Here is a 20594-nt window from a genome sequence, read left to right as displayed (position 1 = left end):
GATCATCGGCGTACGCTCGGCCGTGTCGAGAGCTGTACCGACAGCTGCACCGAGAGCTGTACCGGCAGTCGTATCGACAGCTGTATCGATGGCCGTATCGAGATCTGCCCCTGAAGGAGCGAGCGACGATGCCCGAGCTGAGGTCCCGCACAGTCACCCACGGACGCAACATGGCGGGCGCCCGCGCCCTGATGCGGGCCTCCGGGGTACCGGGCGCGGACATCGGCCGCAAGCCGATCATCGCCGTCGCCAACTCCTTCACCGAGTTCGTGCCCGGCCACACCCACCTGGCGCCGGTCGGCCGCATCGTCAGCGAGGCCGTCCGGGAGGCGGGCGGCATCCCGCGAGAGTTCAACACGATCGCCGTGGACGACGGCATCGCGATGGGCCACGGGGGCATGCTCTACAGCCTGCCCTCCCGCGACCTGATCGCCGACTCCGTCGAGTACATGGTGGAGGCCCACTGCGCCGACGCCCTGATCTGCATCTCGAACTGCGACAAGATCACGCCCGGCATGCTGATGGCCGCCCTGCGCCTGAACATCCCGACGGTCTTCGTCTCCGGCGGCCCCATGGAGGCGGGCAAGGCCACCCTGGTCAACGGCACCGTCCGCAAGCTCGACCTGATCGACGCGATGGTCGACGCCTCGAACGAGAACGTCTCCGACGAGGACATCCTCCGCATCGAGGAGAACGCCTGCCCGACCTGCGGCTCCTGTTCCGGCATGTTCACGGCCAACTCGATGAACTGCCTGACCGAGGCCATCGGCCTGTCCCTGCCGGGCAACGGCTCGGTGCTCGCCACCCACACCGCCCGCAGGGCCCTGTACGAGCGGGCGGGCGCGACGGTCGTCGAGATCACCAAGCGCTACTACGACGGGGACGACGCCTCCGTCCTGCCGCGCAACATCGCGACCCACGCCGCCTTCGAGAACGCCATGGCCCTCGACATCGCCATGGGCGGCTCCACCAACACGATCCTGCACCTCCTGGCCGCCGCCCAGGAGGCCGAGGTCGGCTACGACCTGACCGACATCGACGCCGTCTCGCGCCGCGTCCCCTGCCTGGCGAAGGTCGCCCCGAACGTGGCGCCGCAAGGCACGTACTACATGGAGGACGTGCACCGCGCGGGCGGCATCCCCGCGATCCTCGGCGAGCTGTACCGCGGCGGCCTTCTCAACGAGGACGTGCACACGGTCCACTCGCCCTCCATCAAGCAGTGGCTCGACGCCTGGGACGTGCGCGGCGGCTCCGCGGCCCCCGAGGCCCTGGAGCTGTGGCACGCGGCCCCCGGCTGCAAGCGCTCCGCCGAGGCCTTCTCGCAGTCCGAGCGCTGGGAGACCCTCGACACGGACGCCGCGAACGGCTGCATCCGCGACGTCGCCCACGCCTACTCCCAGGACGGCGGCCTCGCCGTCCTCAAGGGGAACCTGGCCGTCGACGGCGCCGTCGTGAAGACCGCGGGCGTCGACGAGTCCATCTGGACCTTCGAGGGCCCGGCCGTCGTCTGCGAGTCGCAGGAGGAGGCCGTGGAGAAGATCCTGAACAAGCAGGTCAAGGAGGGCGACGTCGTCGTCATCCGCTACGAGGGCCCCAAGGGCGGCCCCGGCATGCAGGAGATGCTCTACCCCACCTCCTTCCTCAAGGGCCGCGGCCTCGGCAAGGCCTGTGCCCTGGTCACCGACGGCCGCTTCTCCGGCGGTACGTCGGGCCTGTCCATCGGCCACGCGTCGCCGGAGGCCGCGTCCGGCGGCACCATCGCCCTCGTCGAGGACGGCGACCGCATCCGCATCGACATCCCGGGCCGCTCGATCGAGCTCCTGGTCGACGACGCCGAGCTGGCCCGCCGCCGCGCGGCCCTCGGCGGCACGTACGCGCCCAAGTCCCGCGAGCGCAAGGTCTCCGCGGCCCTGCGGGCGTACGCGGCGATGGCGACGAGCGCGGACAAGGGCGCGGTGCGCGACGTGTCGCGGCTGGGCTGACGCCCCGCCGCGGCGGATCCGGCCCGCCGTTCACGGGCCGACTGTCCCTGTTTGTCCTGCAACTGGCGTGGCGCGCGGGCGCGTCTATGGTGTGGAGTACATGCCATGGGCGGCCCGCGCCGCCCGTTTCACGTGGAACACGGGGACACACGGGGGATCACCATGAGCAGCGAAGAACTGACGATGCCCGCGACCGCGGATGTGGCGGACGGGGCGGCACTGACGATAGAGGCGGCGACGGCCCGGCGGTACGCGATCGTCGAGGACGTCAACGTCCGCTCGGGCCCCGGCACCGCCTACGACAAGGTCGGCCGCCTCTCCGCGGGCACCTTCGTCACCATCGGCTGCCAGAAGCCCGGCGAGACGGTGACCGGCCCCACCGGGACGTCGAAGATCTGGGACCGCATCGGCAGCGGACGCTATGTCTCCGACACCTATGTGCGCACGGGCAGCAACGGCTACGTGGCGCCGCGCTGCTGACGGGCGCCGCACGCCGAGCTGTGCCGCCGCCGGGCCCGGGGCTGCTGACCGGGCCTGAGGCCGCTGACCGACGTCGGCGACCGGGCCCGGTGCCGCCGGCCGGTGCCGCTTCCGCTTCCGCTACGAGGGGCCGCCGGGCCCGGGGTTCACCCGGACTTCGGCGGCTTCGCCGTGTCGAACGCGTACACCAGGTTCCCGGCCCCGGTCACGATCGCCGCGCGGCCCGCGAGGGCGACGCGCGGGCTCATGCCCACCGCCGCGGAACCGTTGGCCTTGGGGTCAGCCGTCCACAGGCGCCTGCCGTCGCGCGGCGCGAGCGCGGCGACGCGGCCGCTGGCCGAGCTGAAGTACAGCGCCCCGGGCCCGGCGACCGGACCTGACGCCCCCTCCACGCCCGCCTGCCGGGTCCACCGAAGCTTGCCGGTCACCGCGTCGACCGCGCTGACCTCGCCGTTCTGCTCGGTGAAGTACACCGTCCCGGCGGCCAGGCTCGGGGAGCCGCCGTAGCGCTTCGGCAGCCGGGCCGTCGTGGCCTTGCCCCGCGCCACGTCCACGCGGACGACCGCCTCGTACTCGACGACGCCGATCTCGCCCACCCGCTCCTTGGCCAGGACGAGCCGTCCGTCGTGCGCGCCGAGCACCTGGAGCGGCCCCCGGAGGGCGACGGGCCTGCCGAAGGCCCCGGACGCGGGATCGAGGCCGCGCACCGTGGCGTGCCGGATCGCGGTGGCCTCCACCTCGGCGGCGGGAGCGCACATCACGTGGGCCCCGCCTCCGGCGGTGAGCGGCGCGCAGACGGCGCCCGCCGGGACCGGGGTCCTCCACAGCACCTTCCCGGAGCGGACCGCGCGGCCCTCGACGTGGGTACGGGCCGCGTTGAGCATGACCACGGTGGAGCCGATCACCTCGGCGTCGGCGGAACGGCCCGTCACGGCCATCGACTTGCTGCCGAACCGGGCCGACCACAGCTCCTTGCCCCGGGCCGCGTCGAGGGCCACGACCTCGCCGGGGCCCGAGTTGTCGGGGAGCAGCCGGTAGCCGAGGACCGTGTTCCCGGACACGCCGACCAGATACGTGTTCTGCATGGGGACGCCCGGGTGGTGCGCCGTCCACATCCGGTGGCCGTCGGCGACGCGGATCCGGGTGGCGATGACACCGCCGCCCCCGCAGTACGCCGAGTCGCCCCGCGGCACGCAGCGCAGCTCGTCCGTGAGCTTCGCCCCGCCCGGCGGCACCGTCTGCCGCCAGGCCTTGAAGCCGTGGGGGAGCGGCGAACCGACCACCGCCATGGTGCGTCCGCTGTCGTCGGGACCCTCGCCCCGGGGGCCGTCCGCGCCCGGCCTGAGCAGCGCGACACAGCCGGCGATCACGGCGACGCCCACCACGGCGGCGAGCACGGGCCGCCAGCGGCGGCGCAGCCGCCCGCCGAGACCACGCGCGGGCACGGCACCCGAGCCGTCGGAGGCGCCCGGGCCGTCAGCGGCGCTCGCGGCGCCCGAGGTGTCCGACAGATGGTGCTGCGTGTCCGTGTCCCGCGTGCGGCTTCCGCCGTCCCCGGCCGCCGTCCCGAGGTCCACCGGCAGGTCCCGCAGCCGGACGAGCAGCTCGTCGATGGTGGGCCGGACGGCGGGGTCCTTGGCGAGGCAGGGCTCGACGGCCGTACGCAGCGCGCCCGGGACGTCGTCGAGGGTCGGAGCCTCGTGCACGACTTGGTACGCGGTCATGTACGGGCTGTCCGCGTCGAACGGCCCCTGCCCCGTCGCCGCGTACACCAGCAGCGTGCCGAGCGAGAAGACGTCCGACGAAGGGCCGACACCGCGCGGCGTCTGGAGCTGCTCCGGCGACATGAACGGGGGAGTGCCGATGACCCGCCCCGTCATCGTCAGCGTCTGCTGGTCGGCGGCGCGCGAGATGCCGAAGTCGATGACCCGCGGCCCCTCGGCGGACAGCACGACGTTCGACGGCTTCAGATCGCGGTGCACCACGTCGGCGCGGTGGATGTCCCGCAGCGCCTCCGCGAGCCCGATGGCGAGCGTACGCAGCTCCATGCCGACGATGGGACCGCGCTGGGCGATGCGCTGGGCGAGCGTGGGGCCCTCTATGTACGCGGTGGCCATCCACGGCTGCTCTGCCTCGGGATCGGCGTCGACCACGGCCGCGGTGAACGCGCCGCTGACCCGGCGGGCCGCGGAGACCTCCTGCCGGAACCGGATGCGGAACTCCTCGTCGCCCGCGAACTGCTGGTGGATCAGCTTGATCGCGACCGGCCGCCCCGACGCCGTACGCGCGAGGAAGACCGTGCCCATGCCACCGGAGCCGAGCCGCGACTCCAGTGGATAGCCACCGATCTCCTCAGGGTCCCCTGAGCGGAGCGACACCTCTTCGACCTCCCGGTACCGGTCGTCCCCCGTACAACTGCCTGCCCGCACAAATTAGCGGCCGGTCCCGGAGGTGGGGCAAGGCGGCCCGCCCTTGGCCCCGCTCCCGACCGCTCCCGACCGCTCGCGCCGCCGCGGCACGGGGATGGGCCGCCGGGCGATAATCGAGGGCGTGAGCGACGAACGACGTACCGAACAGACCGAGGGCACTCCGGCGGGCCCCCGCCCCGAGCCCATCCGCTTCTTCGGTACGACGTGGCTGGAGCACACCGACGGCTACGCCGCGCGCCGCGTCGGCGTCGCGGCCGGCTCCCTGGTGGCGGCGGCCGCGGGCTGCCTGGTGCTGCGCTTCGCGTACCAGGGCCTGGAGATCGCGGACGTGGGCGCCTTCGTGAACGTGCTGGTCGTGGTCATGTTCGCCATCTGCAGCGCGATCGCGTTCCGGCGCACGTGGGACGGGTTCTCCAAGCGCCACGACCCGCAGTCGGTGGCGTCCATGCGCAGCCTGATGACCATCGGCTTCATCGGCTCCCTCCTCGCCTACTTCTTCCGCTCCCTGAAGGAGGCCCCGGGCGAGCGGCTGCATCGCGAGGAGTACGAGACGGCGCGCGACCAGTACGAGCGCCGTACGAAGCGCCGGGCGGGCAACCCCGCCAAGCGCAAGCGCCGCCAGAAGTAACGACCGACCCCACCCCCGGACGGGCTGGACGGCTGCCGCACGTGGCAGCCGTCCAGCCCGTCCGGCGTTTGAGGACGAGGCGCGGAGCGCCGATAGCGGGGGGTCCGGGGGCGGAGCCCCCTGGTTTCGGGTAGGGGCGGGCCTGGGGCGCACCCGCGAGGGCCCACTCGCGAGGGCGCACCCCCGGCCGACACCTTGACGAGAGGGGCCCCCAGGAGCAATATTCATCGCATGATGAATATTGCGACCCCGCCCCGCGCCCCGGCCCGCGCCACCGCCCCGGCCGCCGTCCACGCCCACGCCCTCAAGGCGGTCCGCGGCCACCGCACCGTCCTGCGCGACCTGACCTTCACCGTCCCGCGCGGCCAGATCACCGGCCTGCTCGGCCCCTCCGGCTGCGGCAAGTCCACGCTGATGCGCGCCGTCGTCGGCACCCAGGCCAAGGTCACCGGCACCCTGGACGTCCTGGACCACCCCGCGGGCACCCCCGCCCTGCGCTCCCGCATCGGCTACGTCACCCAGGACCCCTCCGTCTACGAGGACCTCACCGTCCGCCAGAACCTGGAGTACTTCGCCGCCGTCCTCACCCCGGGCCGCGGCCCCGCCGCCGCCCGCCGCCGCGAGGACGTCACCCGCGCCATCGCCGACGTGGACCTCACCAGCCACGCCGACGCCCTGGCGGGCAACCTCTCCGGCGGGCAGCGCAACCGCGTCTCCCTCGCGGTCGCCCTCCTCGGCGCCCCCGAACTCCTCGTCCTCGACGAGCCCACCGTCGGCCTCGACCCCGTCCTCCGCCGCGACCTGTGGAACCTCTTCCACACCCTCTCCGACGAGCGCGGCACCACGATCCTCGTCTCCTCCCACGTCATGGACGAGGCGGAACGCTGCCACCGCCTGCTCCTCATGCGCGAGGGCGAGATCCTCGCCGACGACACCCCCGACGCCCTGCGCGAACGCACCGGCACCGGCACCGTCGAGGAGGCCTTCCTCCACCTCGTCGACAAGGCGAACGCCGCGCGGACCCCCGACGAACCCACCGCAGCCCAAGCCCACGACACCCGGGAGCCACAGCTCCCCTGACCCCCACCCCAGAAGCCCCCCCGGCGGCCCCAGGAGCCCCGGCACACCTCATGAGCCCTCGGCGCCCAGGAGCCCCAGCCACCCCAAACGCCCGGTGCTCCCCGCCTGCCCCGGCAGCACCCTGAGTGCCCCTGATGCCCCTGGCCCTCCTGCTGCCTCAGGAGCTCCCGGCAGCCCAAAGGCCCCCGACCACCCCAAAAGCCCGCGGCCCCAGCCACCCCGCACATCACCGACCCAGGCACCACCGGAGACCACGATGAACATCCATCGCACCCTCGCCACCGCCGCCCGCGTCCTGCGTCAGCTCCGCCACGACCCGCGCTCCATCGCGCTGCTCGTCCTCGTCCCCTGCGTGATGCTGCTGCTCCTGCGCTACGTCTTCGACGGCAGCCCCCGCACCTTCGACTCCATCGGCGCCTCCCTGCTCGGGATCTTCCCGCTCATCACGATGTTCCTGGTGACCTCCATCGCCACCCTGCGCGAACGCACCTCCGGCACCCTGGAACGCCTCCTCGCCATGCCCCTCGCCAAAGGCGACCTGATCGCGGGCTACGCCCTCGCCTTCGGCACCCTGGCGATCATCCAGTCCGCCCTCGCCACCGGCCTCGCCCTGTGGGGCCTCGGCCTCGACGTCACCGGCTCCGCCTGGCTGCTGCTCCTGGTCGCCCTCCTGGACGCCCTGCTCGGCACCGCGCTCGGCCTGTTCGTCTCGGCCTTCGCCGCCTCCGAGTTCCAGGCCGTCCAGTTCATGCCGGCGGTGATCTTCCCCCAGCTCCTCCTCTGCGGCCTGTTCACGCCCCGCGACAAGATGCAGCCCGTCCTCGAAGCCCTCTCCGACGCCCTGCCCATGTCGTACGCCGTCGACGGCATGAACGAGGTCCTGCGCCACCCCGACATCACCGGCACCTTCGTCCGCGACGCCGTCATCGTCGCCGCCTGCGCCGTCCTCGTCCTCGCCCTGGGCGCCGCCACCCTGCGCCGCCGCACGGCCTGACCACGGACCGCGACCGTCCGCCCACCGGACGCCCCGCCGCGCCCCACCCCGCCCGATGCGAGGATGACCCGGACGACGCACCCCGGGAGAGGCCCTCGCACATGAGCCAGACGCGCAAGCCGAGCCAGACCGTCGCGGTCCTCGGCACCGGAAAGATCGGCGAAGCCCTGCTCAGCGGCATGATCCGCAGTGGCTGGGCGCCCGCGGAGCTCCTGGTCACCACCCGCCGCCAGGAGCGCGCCGAGGAGCTCCGCACCCGCTACGGCGTCGAGGCCCTCACCAACGCCGAGGCCGCCAAGCGCGCCGACACCCTGATCCTCGCCTGCAAGCCGCAGGACATGGCCAGGCTGCTCGACGAACTCGCCCCCCACGTCGCCGCCGACCGCCTCGTCATCAGCGCCGCCGCCGGCATCACCACCTCCTTCATCGAGGAGCGCCTGACCACCGGCACCCCCGTCATCCGCGTCATGCCCAACACCCCCGTCCTCGTCGACGAGGGCATGTCCGTCATCTCGGGCGGCACCCACGCCACCGCCGGACACCTCACCCACGCCGAGAACATCTTCGGCGCCGTCGGCAAGACCCTCCGCGTCCCCGAGACCCAGCAGGACGCCTGCACGGCCCTGTCCGGCTCCGGTCCCGCGTACTTCTACTTCCTGGTCGAGGCCATGACCGACGCGGGCATCCTCCTCGGCCTGCCCCGCGACAAGGCCCACGACCTGATCGTGCAGGCCGCGATCGGCGCCGCCGTGATGCTCCGCGACAGCGGCGAGCACCCGGTGAAGCTCCGCGAGGCCGTGACCTCGCCCGCCGGCACCACGATCAACGCCATCCGCGAGCTGGAGAACCACGGGGTACGCGCCGCGCTCATCGCCGCCCTTGAGGCCGCCCGCGACCGCAGCCGCGAGCTTGCCTCCGGCAGCGGCTGACAGTCGGGCCCTCTCCCGCCGGGCGCCCGGCCCCGGCCCCGGGTCCGGGGGATGCCCCCCGGGCCCGCCCGCCATCGGCCTTCGGCCTCGTCCTCAAACGCCGGCCGGGCTGGAGACCCCGGCCGGGCCGGATACTCCGGCAATCAGGTTCTCCGTCGTCACCACTTCCGCGAACCCGCCCCCGTGCAGGGACACCGCCGTCGCCCGCGCGATCTCCTCCGCCCCGAGCCGCCAGCCGAAGGGCCCCTCCAGGTCGAAGGTGTGGGTCGCGTCCAGCGCGAACAGCACGTCGTACCCGAGGTTCCCGCCCATCCGCGCCGTCGTCTCCGCGCACATGTTGGTCTGGATCCCGGTCACCACGAACTGCGAGATCCCCGCCGCCCTGAGCCAGGCGTCCAGATCCGGCGTCCCGTAGAAGGCCGAGTTCACGCTCTTCGTCACCAGGAGCTCACCACCGGTCCCCTTCCCCCGCCGCTCCTCGACGTACTCCTTGAAGTCGTTGCCCGCGTACCCCGGCCGCAGCGGCGAGTCCGGCTTCGCCGAGTCGTGCCGTACGAACACGACCGGCCGCCCCGTCTCCTGCCAGGCCCCGATCAGCGCGGCGATGTTGGCGTCCGCCTCCGGATTGTTCCGCTGTCCCCAGTACTCCACCTCCTCGAAGCCCCGCTGTACGTCCACCACGATCAGTGCTGCGTTCTCTGCGATCTCCATGCCCTCGATGCTGCCGCTCCGGAGCCCGCCGCCCCAGAGGTACAGAAGCCACCGATCGATGGTTTACTGCCAGCGTGCCCACCGCCGCCGAGCCGCCACCCGCCACCCCGGCGCCTACGCCCCCGGCGTCCCCGCGCCCCCAGCGCGGCACCCCGCAGCGCATCGCCCTGCTCGCGTTTCCCGGCATCCGCGCCTTCGACGTCTCCGTGATCACCGAGGTCTGGGGCGCCGACCGCAGCGATCGCGGCGTACCCCCCTTCGACCTCCGCCGCGTCGCCGCCGAAGCCGGGCCCGTCCCCATGCGCGGCGGCCTCAGCCTCACCCCCGACCGCACCCTCACCTGGCTGACCCGCCTGACCGAGCACGACCTGATCGTCGTCCCCGGCCTCGACGACCACCTGACCCCCGCACCACCTCCGATCCTCGAAGCCCTGCGCCGCGCCCACGCCCGCGGCATCCCCGTCGCGGCCCTCTGCGGCGGCGCCTTCACGCTCGCCCAGGCGGGCCTGCTCGACGGCCGCCGGGCCATCACCCACTGGCACCTCGTCGAGCTGCTGCGCGCCCATCACCCCCTTGTCGACGTCGTGCCCGACGCTCTCTTCATCGAGGACGGCAACATCTGGACCGCCGCGGGCACCGCCGCCGGAATCGACCTGTGCCTGCACCTGGTCCGCAGGGCACACGGCTCCGAGACCGCCGCGACGATCGCCCGCTCGATGGTCACCGCCCCCTTCCGCACCGGCGGTCAGGCGCAGTTCATCGAGCACCCCACCCCCCGCGCCGACCGCGACGCCGACGCCCTGGCCGCCGTCCGCGAGTACGCCCTGCGTCACCTCCACGAGCCGCTCACCGTCGCCGACCTGGCCGCTCGGGCGGGCATGTCGGCGCGCTCCTTCGCCCGCCACTTCACCGCGGCGACCGGCACCACCCCCCTGCGCTGGCTCCTCGACCAACGCGTCGCCGCCGCGCAGAAGCTCCTGGAACGCACCGACCTGCCCATGCCCGAGGTCGCCCGCCGCGCGGGCTTCGGCAGCGAGGTCACGATGCGGCAGCACTTCGCATCGCGCCTCGCCACCAGCCCACGCGCCTACCGCGCCTCGTTCACCGGCACCGCCGCGGGCACCTCGGCCGCGGGGGGCAGCAGCCCGATCGCCCGATAGGCGGCATCGACCGTCGGCCGTGCCATCCCCCTGGCCCGCTCCGCCCCGGCCCGCAGCACCTCCTCTACATACGCCGTGTCCGCAACCAGTTCCTTGTGCCGCTCCCGCACCGGCCGCAGCAGTTCCACCACCGCGTCCGCGGTGTCCTTCTTCAACGTCCCGTACGACTCGTACGCGCCGCTCAGCTCCTCCGGGCTCCCACCCGTGCAGGAGGCCAGGATCTCCAGCAGGTTCGCCACCCCCGGCCGGGCCTCGCGGTCGTACGCGACCCCGCTGCCGCTGTCCGTCACGGCGCGCATGACCTTCTTCCGCACCACGTCCGGCTCGTCCAGCAGATAGACGATGCCGGCGCCGGACTCGTGGGACTTGCCCATCTTCGACGTCGGGTCCTGGAGGTCCATGACCCGCGCCGCCACCTGCGGCGGCGTCGCCCGCGGCACGACGAACGCGTGCCCGTACCGCTGGTTGAACCGCACCGCGAGATCCCGCGTCAGCTCGACGTGCTGCGTCTGGTCGTCCCCCACCGGCACCTCATGGGCCCCGTACGCCAGGATGTCCGCCGCCATCAGCACGGGATACGTAAGGAGCGACAGGCGCACGCTCCCGCCCCGGGCCCGTTCGACGGCCGCCTTCTCCTTGTACTGGATCATCCGGCGCATCTCGCCGTCGGTCGCGACGCACTCGAGCAGATACGAGAGCCGTGCGTGCTCGTCCACGTGGCTCTGTACGAAGACGGTGCACCGCTCGGGGTCGATCCCCGCGGCGAGCAGCAGCGTCGCCGCCTGCCGACTGAGCCTGCGCACCCGGCCGGGATCGTGTTCCACGGTCAGCGCGTGCAGATCCACCACGCAGAACAACGCCTCCGCGCGGTACTGATCCACTTCGGCCCAGCGCCGGACGGCTCCCAGATAGTTCCCCAGCGTCAGGTGTCCGGTGGGCTTGACCCCACTGAAGATCCGCGTCATGACTGCTCTCCACCTCCAGAACGGGGCCGTCGCCGCGGCGGCCGGGCTCAGGTCCTCCGGAGGGAGATACGCGAACGGCCGCCGAGGCGGCGGCCGTTGAGTACACGCGTGAGTACGGCCGCCGTCAGGCGGCCCACCACAGTTGGGTGCACGCGTGCGTAGTCACGGCTCCACCGTAGCGCCCCGGGGCCCAGAGTTGACACCCCCAGACCCGGAACGTAGTGTTCTCCGAGTTGCCCGACGTGAGCGCCGACCCCAGGTCGGTCCCCGGGCGGCCATTCCGCAAGAACCATCAAATGATCGACGCGCAGCCTCTTCGTGTTCGCGAAGGGTCCGTCGTCGGCTCGTTTCCATGTGCTTTTGCGAAATGAGGAATCGGTGTTCGAAGGAACGCCCCCGATTAGGTCGGGAGCCGAGATTCCGCTAAAGTCTCACTCGTCGGAACGGCCCAACAGCCGGGAAGACAGCCCAAGTTGACTGGGAATCGGGCCCGAAAGGATCTGATAGAGTCGACACCGCCGGAAGGCCGAGAGGCCGGAAAGCACCGAGGAAATCGGAACGGACCGGGAAGCCGGAAAGATCTGATAGAGTCGGAAACACGAAATACCGAAGGGAAGCGCCCGGAGGAAAGCCCGAGAGGGTGAGTACAAAGGAAGCGTCCGTTCCTTGAGAACTCAACAGCGTGCCAAAAGTCAACGCCAGATATGTTGATACCCCGTCTGCCGGACATCAGTTCCGGCGGCGAGGTTCCTTTGAAAAAGTCCTCCCGCCGATGTGTGGGAGGCGCACAGCGAGGACGCTGTGAACGACCGGGATTATTCCTCCTGGTTGTTCCGCTCTCGTGGTGTTGCACCCGATTACGGGTACACATTCACGGAGAGTTTGATCCTGGCTCAGGACGAACGCTGGCGGCGTGCTTAACACATGCAAGTCGAACGATGAAGCCCTTCGGGGTGGATTAGTGGCGAACGGGTGAGTAACACGTGGGCAATCTGCCCTGCACTCTGGGACAAGCCCTGGAAACGGGGTCTAATACCGGATATGACACGGGATCGCATGATCTTCGTGTGGAAAGCTCCGGCGGTGCAGGATGAGCCCGCGGCCTATCAGCTAGTTGGTGAGGTAACGGCTCACCAAGGCGACGACGGGTAGCCGGCCTGAGAGGGCGACCGGCCACACTGGGACTGAGACACGGCCCAGACTCCTACGGGAGGCAGCAGTGGGGAATATTGCACAATGGGCGAAAGCCTGATGCAGCGACGCCGCGTGAGGGATGACGGCCTTCGGGTTGTAAACCTCTTTCAGCAGGGAAGAAGCGAAAGTGACGGTACCTGCAGAAGAAGCGCCGGCTAACTACGTGCCAGCAGCCGCGGTAATACGTAGGGCGCGAGCGTTGTCCGGAATTATTGGGCGTAAAGAGCTCGTAGGCGGCTTGTCACGTCGGTTGTGAAAGCCCGGGGCTTAACCCCGGGTCTGCAGTCGATACGGGCAGGCTAGAGTTCGGTAGGGGAGATCGGAATTCCTGGTGTAGCGGTGAAATGCGCAGATATCAGGAGGAACACCGGTGGCGAAGGCGGATCTCTGGGCCGATACTGACGCTGAGGAGCGAAAGCGTGGGGAGCGAACAGGATTAGATACCCTGGTAGTCCACGCCGTAAACGGTGGGCACTAGGTGTGGGCGACATTCCACGTCGTCCGTGCCGCAGCTAACGCATTAAGTGCCCCGCCTGGGGAGTACGGCCGCAAGGCTAAAACTCAAAGGAATTGACGGGGGCCCGCACAAGCGGCGGAGCATGTGGCTTAATTCGACGCAACGCGAAGAACCTTACCAAGGCTTGACATACACCGGAAACGGCCAGAGATGGTCGCCCCCTTGTGGTCGGTGTACAGGTGGTGCATGGCTGTCGTCAGCTCGTGTCGTGAGATGTTGGGTTAAGTCCCGCAACGAGCGCAACCCTTGTCCCGTGTTGCCAGCAGGCCCTTGTGGTGCTGGGGACTCACGGGAGACCGCCGGGGTCAACTCGGAGGAAGGTGGGGACGACGTCAAGTCATCATGCCCCTTATGTCTTGGGCTGCACACGTGCTACAATGGCCGGTACAATGAGCTGCGATACCGCGAGGTGGAGCGAATCTCAAAAAGCCGGTCTCAGTTCGGATTGGGGTCTGCAACTCGACCCCATGAAGTCGGAGTCGCTAGTAATCGCAGATCAGCATTGCTGCGGTGAATACGTTCCCGGGCCTTGTACACACCGCCCGTCACGTCACGAAAGTCGGTAACACCCGAAGCCGGTGGCCCAACCCCTTGTGGGAGGGAGCTGTCGAAGGTGGGACTGGCGATTGGGACGAAGTCGTAACAAGGTAGCCGTACCGGAAGGTGCGGCTGGATCACCTCCTTTCTAAGGAGCACTTCTTGGCTGCCAGCCTGGCTGACAGTCCAGAGGCCAGTACATCAGCGAATGTCTGATGCTGGTTGCTCATGGGTGGAACGTTGACTACTCGGCACACTTGACCTGCTTCTCTTCCCAGTACTGCTTCGGCGTGGAACGGAACGAGGAGGGGCGAGGGTGTCGGGCACGCTGTTGGGTATCTGAGGGTACGGAACTTGCTTTCCGAACCTCAATGCCGACCCCGGTAAAGATCTGCTTCGGCGGGTTGTGACGGGTGGTTGGTCGTTGTTTGAGAACTGCACAGTGAACGCGAGCATCTGTGGCCAAGTTTTTAAGGGCGCACGGTGGATGCCTTGGCACCAGGAACCGATGAAGGACGTGGGAGGCCACGATAGTCCCCGGGGAGTCGTCAACCAGGCTTTGATCCGGGGGTTTCCGAATGGGGAAACCCGGCAGTCGTCATGGGCTGTCACCCACCGCTGAATATATAGGCGGTGTGGAGGGAACGCGGGGAAGTGAAACATCTCAGTACCCGCAGGAAGAGAAAACAACCGTGATTCCGGGAGTAGTGGCGAGCGAAACTGGATGAGGCCAAACCTCAAGCGTGTGAGACCCGGCAGGGGTTGCGCTTGGGGGGTTGTGGGATCTCTCTTTCACAGTCTGCCGGCTGTGAGACGAGTCAGAAACCGTTGATGTAGGCGAAGGACATGCGAAAGGTCCGGCGTAGAGGGTAAGACCCCCGTAGTCGAAACGTCAGCGGCTCGTTTGAGAGACACCCAAGTAGCACGGGGCCCGAGAAATCCCGTGTGAATCTGGCGGGACCACCCGTTAAGCCTAAATATTCCCTGGTGACCGATAGCGGATAGTACCGTGAGGGAATGGTGAAAAGTACCGCGGGAGCGGAGTGAAATAGTACCTGAAACCGTGTGCCTACAAGCCGTGGGAGCGTCGCGCAAGGAGCTTGCTCCTTGCGTCGTGACTGCGTGCCTTTTGAAGAATGAGCCTGCGAGTTTGCGGTGTGTTGCGAGGTTAACCCGTGTGGGGAAGCCGTAGCGAAAGCGAGTCCGAATAGGGCGACCCAGTAGCGCGCCCAAGACCCGAAGCGGAGTGATCTAGCCATGGGCAGGCTGAAGCGGAGGTAAGACTTCGTGGAGGGCCGAACCCACCAGGGTTGAAAACCTGGGGGATGACCTGTGGTTAGGGGTGAAAGGCCAATCAAACTCCGTGATAGCTGGTTCTCCCCGAAATGCATTTAGGTGCAGCGTCGTGTGTTTCTTGCCGGAGGTAGAGCACTGGATAGGCGATGGGCCCTACCGGGTTACTGACCTTAGCCAAACTCCGAATGCCGGTAAGTGAGAGCGCGGCAGTGAGACTGTGGGGGATAAGCTCCATGGTCGAGAGGGAAACAGCCCAGAGCATCGACTAAGGCCCCTAAGCGTACGCTAAGTGGGAAAGGATGTGGAGTCGCAGAGACAACCAGGAGGTTGGCTTAGAAGCAGCCACCCTTGAAAGAGTGCGTAATAGCTCACTGGTCTAGTGATTCCGCGCCGACAATGTAGCGGGGCTCAAGCGTACCGCCGAAGTCGTGTCATTCCAGCATGAGGGCCAACGCCCGCTGGGATGGGTAGGGGAGCGTCGTGTGCCGGGTGAAGCTGCGCCGGAAGGCAGTGGTGGACGGTTCACGAGTGAGAATGCAGGCATGAGTAGCGATACATACGTGAGAAACGTGTGCGCCGATTGACTAAGGGTTCCTGGGTCAAGCTGATCTGCCCAGGGTAAGTCGGGACCTAAGGCGAGGCCGACAGGCGTAGTCGATGGATAACCGGTTGATATTCCGGTACCCGCTTTGAAACGCCCAATATCGAGCCCATTAATGCTAAGGCCGTGAAGCCGCCCTGGAGCCTTCGGGCAAAGGGGAGTGGTGGAGCCGCCGATCCAAGGTGGTAGTAGGTAAGCGATGGGGTGACGCAGGAAGGTAGTCCAGCCCGGGCGGTGGTTGTCCCGGGGTAAGGGTGTAGGACGTCAGGTAGGCAAATCCGCCTGACATTAAGTCTGAGACCTGATGCCGAGCCGATTGTGGTGAAGTGGATGATCCTATGCTGTCGAGAAAAGCCTCTAGCGAGTTTCATGGCGGCCCGTACCCTAAACCGACTCAGGTGGTCAGGTAGAGAATACCGAGGCGTTCGGGTGAACTATGGTTAAGGAACTCGGCAAAATGCCCCCGTAACTTCGGGAGAAGGGGGGCCACACCCGGTGACGGCACTTGCTGCCAGAGCTGGGGGTGGCCGCAGAGACCAGCGAGAAGCGACTGTTTACTAAAAACACAGGTCCGTGCGAAGCCGTAAGGCGATGTATACGGACTGACGCCTGCCCGGTGCTGGAACGTTAAGGGGACCGGTTAGTCACTCTTCGGGGTGGCGAAGCTGAGAACTTAAGCGCCAGTAAACGGCGGTGGTAACTATAACCATCCTAAGGTAGCGAAATTCCTTGTCGGGTAAGTTCCGACCTGCACGAATGGCGTAACGACTTCTCGACTGTCTCAACCATAGGCCCGGTGAAATTGCACTACGAGTAAAGATGCTCGTTTCGCGCAGCAGGACGGAAAGACCCCGGGACCTTTACTACAGTTTGATATTGGTGTTCGGTTCGGCTTGTGTAGGATAGGTGGGAGACTGTGAACCCGGTACGCCAGTATCGGGGGAGTCGCCGTTGAAATACCACTCTGGTCGTGCTGGATGTCTAACCTGGGTCCGTGATCCGGATCAGGGACAGTGTCTGATGGGTAGTTTAACTGGGGCGGTTGCCTCCCAAAGGGTAACGGAGGCGCCCAAAGGTTCCCTCAGCCTGGTTGGTAATCAGGTGTTGAGTGTAAGTGCACAAGGGAGCTTGACTGTGAGACTGACGGGTCGAGCAGGGACGAAAGTCGGGACTAGTGATCCGGCGGTGGCTTGTGGAAGCGCCGTCGCTCAACGGATAAAAGGTACCCCGGGGATAACAGGCTGATCTTCCCCAAGAGTCCATATCGACGGGATGGTTTGGCACCTCGATGTCGGCTCGTCGCATCCTGGGGCTGGAGTCGGTCCCAAGGGTTGGGCTGTTCGCCCATTAAAGCGGTACGCGAGCTGGGTTTAGAACGTCGTGAGACAGTTCGGTCCCTATCCGCTGTGCGCGTAGGAATATTGAGAAGGGCTGTCCCTAGTACGAGAGGACCGGGACGGACGAACCTCTGGTGTGCCAGTTGTTCTGCCAAGGGCATGGCTGGTTGGCTACGTTCGGGAGGGATAACCGCTGAAAGCATCTAAGCGGGAAGCCTGCTTCGAGATGAGTATTCCCACCCACTTGATGGGGTAAGGCTCCCAGTAGACGACTGGGTTGATAGGCCAGATATGGAAGCCTGGTAACGGGTGGAGTTGACTGGTACTAATAGGCCGAGGGCTTGTCCTCAGTTGCTCGCGTTCACTGTGTTGGTTCTGAAACCACGAACAACCCCATGCCCGTAGGGTGTGGTGCGGTAGTTCACAGTTTCATAGTGTTTCGGTGGTCATAGCGTGAGGGAAACGCCCGGTTACATTCCGAACCCGGAAGCTAAGCCTTACAGCGCCGATGGTACTGCAGGGGGGACCCTGTGGGAGAGTAGGACGCCGCCGAACAAATTGTGAAGGAGACCCCCGTGCCATTCGGCACGGGGGTTTTCTGCGTTTAGGGTCGAACCATGCGCTATGACCTTGTCATCTTCGACAACGACGGTGTCCTGGTGGACAGTGAACCGCTCTCCAATACGATCCTCGCCGGATATCTCACCCAGCTCGGGCACCCCACCACTTACGAGGACTCGCTGCGCGACTACATGGGCGCCGCGCTCCACCGCGTACACGACACCGTTCTCCAGCGGTCGGGGCAGCGGCTGCCGGAAGACTTCGACGACATCTTCCACAGCAAGGTCTTCGCAGCCTTCGAACGGGAACTGGAACCCATGGCCGGGGCCTTCGAAGTGCTGGAGAAGCTGACCGCCGACGGAGTCGCCTACTGTCTCGCTTCCTCCGGGAGCCATGAGCGCATTCGGGTCGGGCACCGGAAGACCGGGCTCGACAAGTGGTTCGGGAAGGAGCGCGTCTTCAGCTCGCAGGACGTGGGGCGGGGCAAGCCGGCGCCGGACCTCTTCCTGTACGCCGCCGAGCGGATGGGGGTCGCGCCCGAGCGGTGCGTCGTGGTGGAGGACAGCCCTCTCGGGGTACAGGCCGCGAGGGCGGCCGGGATGGACGTCTACGGCTTCACGGGCATGACCCCGGCAGAGCGGCTGACCGGAGCCACCCGGCTCTTCGCGGACCTGAGAGAGCTGACCAGCCTTCTCACCGAAGTTGATGGGTGATCTATCTACCCAGCGGTAGCGCCCGGGCCTACGCTTCGCCGTCATGACGGAGACGCTGCGGCGGGGCAGGACCTCGCTCGCGTTCGGCTTCCTGGCGCAGGGCGTCGCGTTCGCGCTCCTGGTGACGCGGATACCGGCGCTACAGGACCAGTACGGGATATCCGACGGGCTGCTGCCGGTCTTCCTGGCGGCTGTGCCCATCCTGGCCGGCGCGGGAAGCGTGGGGGCCGAGCGGCTGGTGAGTCGAGTGCGGCCCAGCCGGGTCATGCGGTGGTCGCAGCCCGCGGTGCTGCTCGCGCTGCTCGGCGCGGGAGCGGGCGACGCGATGTGGGAGATCGCCGTGGCCCTCGCGGCCTTCGGGGTCGCGGTGGGGGCGCTCGACGCCTCGATGAACATGCTCGGGGTGAGCCTCCAGCGGGCCTACGGGCGCAGCATCATGCTCGGCTTCCACGCCGCGTACAGCCTGGGCGGCATCGTGGGGGCCTCCCTGGCGTGGGCCGGCGCGCACTGGGACCTGTCGCTGTTCGTGCTGTACCTGCCGGTGGTCGTGGTGCTGCTGCCCGCCGCGTTCCTGGGGAGCCGGTGGTACGTCGACGACGCGCGCGGCCGCGGGGGCGACGGGACGGAAGGCACCCCGGAGGGGCCGGAAGGCGCGGACGGTGGCCGGAACGCCGAGGACGGCGTGGTCGTTTTTCGGACGCTGTTGCCGCTGTGCCTGGTGATGGCGTTCGTGTACATCGGGGACTCGACGGTCTCCAACTGGGGTGCCAAGTACCTCCAGGACGTGCTGGGCAGTTCGGAGCAGCTGTCGACGGTCCCGTACAACGTGTACATGGTGACGGCCCTGGTGGGGCGGGGAGTTGGGGACCTGGGGGTGCGGCGCTTCGGGGCGGTGGCCGTGGTGCGGGCCGGAGCGGTGCTGGGCGCGGCCGGGTTCGGTGTGGTGGCTGTGGCTCCCGGGGCCTGGGTGGGGATCGGTGGGTTCACGCTGCTGGGACTCGGGTTGTGCGTGATCGTGCCGCAGACCTTCGCGGCGGCGGGGCGGCTGTTCCCCGGAGCCTCGGACGCGGCCGTCGCGCGGCTCAACATCTTCAACTATGTGGGGTTCCTGGTCGGTTCGCCGCTGGTGGGGGCGCTGGGGGACGGGTGGAACTACCGCGGCGCGATGGTCGTTCCCTTGGTGTTGGTGCTCGTGATCCTGCGGTACGCCCGGTCGTTCGCCCCCGGACCGGACCGATACGGTGACGGACATGAGCGGGCGCGCACAGCTGATGTGGGACGAGGCGGTAACGGGCTATGACTTCGGTCCAGAGCACCCCATGGACCCGGTCCGGCTCGCGCTGACCAGGAGCCTGATCGGTGCCTTCGGGCTCGACCGGGAGCTGGACGTCGTCGCGGCGAAGCGTGCCGGTGAGTCGACGCTGGGCCTCGTCCACCGCGAGGACTATGTGGCGGCGGTGAAGGCCGCCTCAGCCGACCCCGCTTCGGCGCGGGAGGAGTACGGACTGGGCACGATGGACGTGCCCGCGTTCGCCGGGATGCATGACGTGTCCGCGTTGATCGCCGGGCAGTCGGTCGGTGCCGCCGAGGCGGTCTGGCACGGCCAGGCGCTGCACGCGGTGAACTTCGCGGGCGGGCTGCACCACGCCATGCCGGGCGCGGCATCGGGCTTCTGCGTGTACAACGACGCCGCGCTGGCCATCGCGCGCCTCCTGGAGCTGGGGGCCGAGCGCGTCGCCTATGTGGATGTGGACGTGCACCACGGAGACGGGGTGCAGGCCGCGTTCTGGGACGACCCACGGGTCCTGACGATCTCCCTGCACGAGCACCCCCGGACGTTGTTCCCGCAGACCGGGTGGCCGGAGGAGACGGGAGGCGAGGCGGCGCCGGGCAGTGCGGTGAACGTGGCGCTGCCCGCGGGCACCGGGGACGAGGGCTGGGTGCGGGCGTTCCACGCCGTGGTGCCGGAGCTGCTCGCGGAGTTCCGCCCGCAGGTCCTGGTGACGCAGCACGGCGCCGATACGCACTTCGAGGACCCGTTGGCGCACCTGGCGGTGTCGCTGGACGCGCAGCGGGCGGTGCAGGTCGCCTGTCATGACCTGGCTCATGAGTACGCGGAAGGGCGCTGGGTGGCCCTCGGCGGGGGCGGGTACGCGGTGGTGGACGTGGTGCCGCGGTCCTGGACGCACCTGGTGGGCGTGGTGGCGGGGCAGGAGGTCGACCCGTCGGCGGGTGTGCCGGAGGAGTGGGGGCGGGAGGTGTTCGCGCGGGCGCGGGTTCTCGCGCCCGGGCGGATGACGGACGGGCGGTGGCCGGTGCGGTGGCGGGGGTGGGACGAGGGGTACGACCCCGCCGACCGTGTGGATCAGGCCGTGTTGGCGGCTCGGCGAGCGGTGTTTCCGCTGCGGGGGCTGCTCGCCTGAGGCCCTCACGGGTGCTCCCCGCTGTGCCCGGCAGGACTGTGCGCCCGGCAGAGCTGT

At 68.5% G+C, this 20594-nt stretch carries 13 protein-coding genes and 3 rRNA genes; 13 read left to right on the top strand and 3 right to left on the bottom strand.

The features are described 5' to 3' along the window. The first annotated feature begins 128 nt into the window (after positions 1 to 128). Complete coding sequence (gene ilvD, locus AC5WAM_RS18115) at positions 129 to 1982, top strand: dihydroxy-acid dehydratase (protein WP_366794203.1); 1854 nt, start codon at positions 129 to 131, stop codon at positions 1980 to 1982. 162 nt (positions 1983 to 2144) lie between these two features. Beyond that, positions 2145 to 2462 carry an SH3 domain-containing protein gene (locus AC5WAM_RS18110; RefSeq protein ID WP_171075826.1) on the top strand — a complete coding sequence of 106 codons (318 nt, stop codon included), beginning with the start codon at positions 2145 to 2147 and terminating at the stop codon, positions 2460 to 2462. 146 nt (positions 2463 to 2608) lie between these two features. Here the strand turns inward: AC5WAM_RS18110 and AC5WAM_RS18105 are convergent, their stop codons facing one another. Beyond that, positions 2609 to 4840 carry a protein kinase domain-containing protein gene (locus AC5WAM_RS18105; RefSeq protein WP_495523157.1) on the bottom strand — a complete coding sequence of 744 codons (2232 nt, stop codon included), beginning with the start codon at positions 4838 to 4840 and terminating at the stop codon, positions 2609 to 2611. Positions 4841 to 5012: 172 nt separating this feature from the next. Here AC5WAM_RS18105 and AC5WAM_RS18100 point away from each other — a divergent pair, with 172 nt between their 5' ends. The 4 genes from AC5WAM_RS18100 to proC all read left to right on the top strand — a co-directional run bounded on the left by AC5WAM_RS18100 (position 5013) and on the right by proC (position 8522). Then, the gene (locus AC5WAM_RS18100; protein WP_495523156.1) at positions 5013 to 5519 is read left to right on the top strand and encodes an EamA/RhaT family transporter; all 507 of its coding nucleotides are present in this window, start codon (positions 5013 to 5015) and stop codon (positions 5517 to 5519) included. 231 nt (positions 5520 to 5750) lie between these two features. After that, positions 5751 to 6599, top strand: a complete 849-nt coding sequence (locus AC5WAM_RS18095) for an ABC transporter ATP-binding protein (protein WP_495523155.1) — start codon at positions 5751 to 5753, stop codon at positions 6597 to 6599. 256 nt (positions 6600 to 6855) lie between these two features. Then, positions 6856 to 7593, top strand: a complete 738-nt coding sequence (locus AC5WAM_RS18090; protein ID WP_138961146.1) for an ABC transporter permease — start codon at positions 6856 to 6858, stop codon at positions 7591 to 7593. Between the two features lie 101 nt (positions 7594 to 7694). Beyond that, positions 7695 to 8522: a pyrroline-5-carboxylate reductase gene (gene proC / locus AC5WAM_RS18085; RefSeq protein WP_366796289.1), complete on the top strand. Its 828-nt coding sequence runs from the start codon at positions 7695 to 7697 to the stop codon at positions 8520 to 8522. A gap of 93 nt (positions 8523 to 8615) precedes the next feature. On the opposite strand, the gene AC5WAM_RS18080 is transcribed toward proC, so the two are convergent. Continuing rightward, positions 8616 to 9233 (bottom strand): cysteine hydrolase family protein, encoded by a 618-nt coding sequence (locus AC5WAM_RS18080; RefSeq protein WP_366796288.1) that lies wholly within the window; start codon positions 9231 to 9233, stop codon positions 8616 to 8618. Between the two features lie 161 nt (positions 9234 to 9394). On the opposite strand from AC5WAM_RS18080, the gene AC5WAM_RS18075 reads away from it, so the two are divergent. Next, positions 9395 to 10393 carry a GlxA family transcriptional regulator gene (locus tag AC5WAM_RS18075; RefSeq protein ID WP_495523605.1) on the top strand — a complete coding sequence of 333 codons (999 nt, stop codon included), beginning with the start codon at positions 9395 to 9397 and terminating at the stop codon, positions 10391 to 10393. Here the strand turns inward: AC5WAM_RS18075 and trpS are convergent. After that, positions 10321 to 11358, bottom strand: coding sequence for a tryptophan--tRNA ligase (gene trpS / locus AC5WAM_RS18070; protein WP_495523154.1), 1038 nt, complete (start codon positions 11356 to 11358; stop codon positions 10321 to 10323). The two genes, AC5WAM_RS18075 and trpS, sit on opposite strands and share 73 nt — an antisense overlap. An 870-nt stretch (positions 11359 to 12228) precedes the next feature. On the opposite strand from trpS, the gene AC5WAM_RS18065 reads away from it, so the two are divergent. The 6 genes from AC5WAM_RS18065 to AC5WAM_RS18040 all read left to right on the top strand — a co-directional run bounded on the left by AC5WAM_RS18065 (position 12229) and on the right by AC5WAM_RS18040 (position 20537). Then, positions 12229 to 13754 (top strand): 16S ribosomal RNA (locus AC5WAM_RS18065). Between the two features lie 312 nt (positions 13755 to 14066). Continuing rightward, positions 14067 to 17189: ribosomal RNA gene (locus AC5WAM_RS18060) — 23S ribosomal RNA — on the top strand. A gap of 89 nt (positions 17190 to 17278) precedes the next feature. After that, positions 17279 to 17395 (top strand): 5S ribosomal RNA (gene rrf, locus AC5WAM_RS18055). Together the 16S, 23S and 5S rRNA genes form the textbook arrangement of a ribosomal RNA operon. A gap of 62 nt (positions 17396 to 17457) precedes the next feature. Next, positions 17458 to 18114: an HAD family hydrolase gene (locus tag AC5WAM_RS18050; protein WP_495523153.1), complete on the top strand. Its 657-nt coding sequence runs from the start codon at positions 17458 to 17460 to the stop codon at positions 18112 to 18114. Positions 18115 to 18157: 43 nt separating this feature from the next. Next, entirely contained in the window at positions 18158 to 19414 is a 1257-nt protein-coding gene (locus AC5WAM_RS18045; protein WP_495523152.1) for an MFS transporter, read from the top strand. Continuing rightward, entirely contained in the window at positions 19365 to 20537 is a 1173-nt protein-coding gene (locus AC5WAM_RS18040; protein ID WP_366790966.1) for an acetoin utilization protein AcuC, read from the top strand. The genes AC5WAM_RS18045 and AC5WAM_RS18040 overlap by 50 nt, the downstream gene beginning before the upstream one ends. Positions 20538 to 20594: the final 57 nt, after the last annotated feature.

This window comes from Streptomyces sp. JLYT201 (genome assembly GCF_059448825.1).
This window is presented reverse-complemented; position numbering and strand designations above follow the sequence as displayed.